Source organism: Lacimonas salitolerans (assembly GCF_042677865.1).
Classification (GTDB): Bacteria; Pseudomonadota; Alphaproteobacteria; order Rhodobacterales; family Rhodobacteraceae; genus Lutimaribacter; species Lutimaribacter salitolerans.
This window is the reverse complement of the sequence record NZ_JBHUDD010000107.1, coordinates 1-3,170: the sequence shown is the minus strand read 5'-3', so window position 1 is coordinate 3,170 and position 3,170 is coordinate 1. Positions and strand designations below refer to the sequence as shown.

Annotated in this window: 4 protein-coding genes; all 4 read left to right on the top strand. The window is 62.4% G+C overall.

The window, feature by feature from the left end; translation table 11 throughout:
- Window positions 1-672: 672 nt before the first annotated feature.
- The 4 genes from accB (at window position 673) to ACFTOW_RS13690 (ending at window position 3,093) form a co-directional block, all read left to right on the top strand.
- Complete coding sequence (gene accB, locus ACFTOW_RS13705) at window positions 673-1,158, top strand: acetyl-CoA carboxylase biotin carboxyl carrier protein (RefSeq protein ID WP_379916646.1); 486 nt, start codon at window positions 673-675, stop codon at window positions 1,156-1,158.
- Window positions 1,159-1,165: 7 nt separating this feature from the next.
- On the top strand, window positions 1,166-2,515 hold the full coding sequence (gene accC / locus ACFTOW_RS13700; RefSeq protein WP_379916644.1) for an acetyl-CoA carboxylase biotin carboxylase subunit: 1,350 nt from the start codon (window positions 1,166-1,168) through the stop codon (window positions 2,513-2,515).
- Between the two features lie 63 nt (window positions 2,516-2,578).
- Complete coding sequence (locus ACFTOW_RS13695; RefSeq protein ID WP_379916642.1) at window positions 2,579-2,830, top strand: type II toxin-antitoxin system Phd/YefM family antitoxin; 252 nt, start codon at window positions 2,579-2,581, stop codon at window positions 2,828-2,830.
- Window positions 2,827-3,093, top strand: a complete 267-nt coding sequence (locus tag ACFTOW_RS13690) for a Txe/YoeB family addiction module toxin (RefSeq protein ID WP_379916640.1) — start codon at window positions 2,827-2,829, stop codon at window positions 3,091-3,093. The genes ACFTOW_RS13695 and ACFTOW_RS13690 overlap by 4 nt, the downstream gene beginning before the upstream one ends.
- Window positions 3,094-3,170: the final 77 nt, after the last annotated feature.

Genomic DNA, 3,170 nt, shown 5'->3' with positions numbered 1-3,170 from the left:
GGTCGCGGTGGCGACGCGAGCATCAAGTCGCTGCCGCCATCGCACATCGAAAGACTCGCCATAATGCGCAACTGTAGTACTATGTCGCTCTCGCGTTGCGTGCCGGGGTCGGGCGCCGGATCAGAAACGGGCCCGCCCCCCGGCCACTATGGATCAGGCCGCCTTTTTCAGCGCCTTCTTGGCTTTCTTCAGCTTGCTTTCCTGACGGGCAACCTTGGCCTTGCGGGCTTTGACTTCCTTTTTCAGGCTCTTGATCGTGGATTTGTTCGCCATCTTCAGGCTCCTTCTTTCGTCCAAGTGTCACCGGGGGCCGCGTGCCTCCCGACGGGCTCACAATATACATAGGATAGTCAATATATATACCTTTTCGGAAAAAACCCGATACCGCGTCGGAGGACATGCACCGAAAACCCCTGCCGCGGACTGTTCACCCCACCCCGGCCACGCAACAAAGCGCAAGTCTGGCCCGCTTGCATGATGCAAAACGCCCCGAATCCCGACCGGGTTCCCGACAAACCGGACCGCGCACCGCCTTTCCCTTGCCATCCGTGTGCAAATGCCCCGGTTTCCGGGCAAGTCGCCGCTTTTCGTGGCACGCGTGATCCCCTATAAGCGGCAGCCAAGGGCCGGGCGCCACACAGCGCCCGACGCACAGAACCGGCGAGGACACCGATGACCAAGAAGACCCATGATGCGGATGTGACCTTCATCCAGGCACTGGCAGAACTGCTGCGCGAAAACGACCTGACCGAGCTTGAGGTGATGCGCGAATACGCCGACAACGACAGCCTGAACGTCCGCGTCAGCCGCCATGCCGTGCAGATGCCTGCCCCCGTCATGCCTGCCACCGCCGCCCCCGCACCGCAATATGCGCCCGCCGCCTCTGCCCCGGCCCCCGAGCCTGACACCGACCCCGCCAGCCATCCCGGTGCCGTGCCCTCGCCCATGGTCGGCACGATCTACCTTCAGGCCGAGCCGGGCGCGCCCACATTCGTCAGCGTCGGCGACACCGTGTCCGAAGGCGACACCCTGCTGATCATCGAAGCCATGAAGACCATGAACCACATCCCCGCCCCCCGCGCGGGCACCGTGCGCCGCATCCTCGTCGAAGACGGCGGCGCGGTGGAATACGGCGCGCCCCTGATGATCATCGAGTGAGGCGCAGATGTTCGACAAGATCCTGATCGCCAACCGCGGCGAGATTGCCCTGCGCGTCATCCGCGCCTGCCGCGAAATGGGCATCCAGTCGGTCGCGGTGCATTCCACCGCCGATTCGGACGCGATGCATGTGCGCATGGCCGACGAATCCGTCTGCATCGGTCCGCCCAGCAGTACCGACAGCTACCTGTCGATCCCCGCGATCATCTCGGCCTGCGAAGTCACCGGCGCGCAGGCGATCCACCCCGGCTATGGCTTCTTGTCCGAGAACGCCGCCTTCGTGCAGATCGTCGAGGATCACGGCATCACCTTCATCGGCCCCTCGGCCGAGCATATCCGCATCATGGGCGACAAGATCACCGCCAAGGAAACCGCCAAGGCGCTGGGTATTCCTGTCGTCCCCGGATCGGCAGGCGGCGTGGCCACGCTGGACGAGGCAAAGCAGATCGGCGCCGATTTCGGCTATCCGGTGATCATCAAGGCCACCGCCGGCGGTGGCGGGCGCGGCATGAAGGTCGCCACCTCCGAGGCCGAGATGGAGCGCGCCTTTCTGACCGCCCGGTCGGAATCCAAGGCCGCCTTCGGCAATGACGAGGTCTATATTGAGAAATACCTGCAAAAGCCGCGTCACATCGAGATCCAGGTCTTTGGCGACGGCAAGGGCACCGGCCTGCATCTGGCCGAGCGCGATTGCTCGCTCCAGCGGCGTCACCAGAAAGTGTTCGAAGAGGCCCCCGGCCCCGCCATCAGCGACAGCGAACGCGCCCGCATCGGCAAGATCTGCGCCGATGCCGTGGGCAAACTGGGCTATCGCGGTGCCGGCACCATCGAATTCCTGTACGAGGATGGCGAGTTCTACTTCATCGAGATGAACACCCGCCTGCAGGTCGAGCACCCGGTGACCGAGGCGATCTTTGGCGTCGATCTTGTGCGCGAACAGATCCGCGTCGCCGAAGGCCTGCCGCTGTCGTTCGGTCAGAAGGATCTGGTCATCAACGGCCACGCCATTGAAGTGCGCATCAACGCCGAAAAACTGCCCAACTTCGCCCCCAGCCCCGGCAAGATCACGCAATACCACGCGCCCGGCGGTCTGGGCGTGCGCATGGACAGCGCGCTTTACGACGGCTACACGATCCCGCCCTATTACGACAGCCTGATCGGCAAGCTGATCGTGCATGGCCGCGACCGCCCCGAGGCCCTGGCCCGCCTGAACCGCGCCCTGGGCGAATTGATCGTGGACGGCGTGCACACAACCGTGCCCCTGTTCCACGCGCTGTTGCAGGAACCCGACATCCAGTCGGGCGATTACAACATCCACTGGCTGGAACGCTGGCTTGCGGCGAACCTGCAGGCCTGACCGACGGTCGATCTTGACAACAGCAGAGTCATTGTACATATAGTTGTACAAGGAGTTATGCGGATGGATGTAATCAGCTACAGTGACGCGCGGGCACAGTTGAAATCGGTGATGGACCGCGCCGTGAACGACAAGCAAGAGGTCGTGGTGACCCGCAAGCATGGCGACTCGGTCGTGATCGTGTCTCTGGACGAATGGAACGCGATCACAGAAACCCTGCACCTGCTGTCCAGCCCGCGCAATGCAGAACGACTGCGCGACGCGATCGGTCAGCTTGACGCAGGCACGGGCTCCGAGCGTGATCTGATCGGGTGAAGCTGGTCTTTGCCAATGCCGCCTGGGATGACTACCTTCACTGGTCCGCCACCAGCGAAAAGACCCGCCAGCGCATCAATGACATGATCCGCCAATGCCAACGCACGCCATTCTCAGGCATCGGCAAACCGGAACCTGTGCGCGGCGATCTGAAAGGCTGGTGGTCACGCCGCATCACTCAGGAACACCGGATGGTCTATCGCGTTTTGGGCACGGATGCGGATCAACGCCTTGAAATTGCGCAACTTCGTTTCCACTACTAGTACTACAGTTGCGGATATTGGAGATCTCTGATTCAACTCTATTCGAGGGAATGGGAGGGTTGGGTCATGACTGTATC

Bases quoted from the DNA above. Each gene is read 5' to 3' on its own strand.
- ACFTOW_RS13695 (WP_379916642.1), top strand. From the start codon at position 2,579: ATGGATGTAATCAGCTACAGTGACGCGCGGGCACAGTTGAAATCGGTG.
- accB (WP_379916646.1), top strand. From the start codon at position 673: ATGACCAAGAAGACCCATGATGCGGATGTGACCTTCATCCAGGCACTG.
- accC (WP_379916644.1), top strand. From the start codon at position 1,166: ATGTTCGACAAGATCCTGATCGCCAACCGCGGCGAGATTGCCCTGCGC.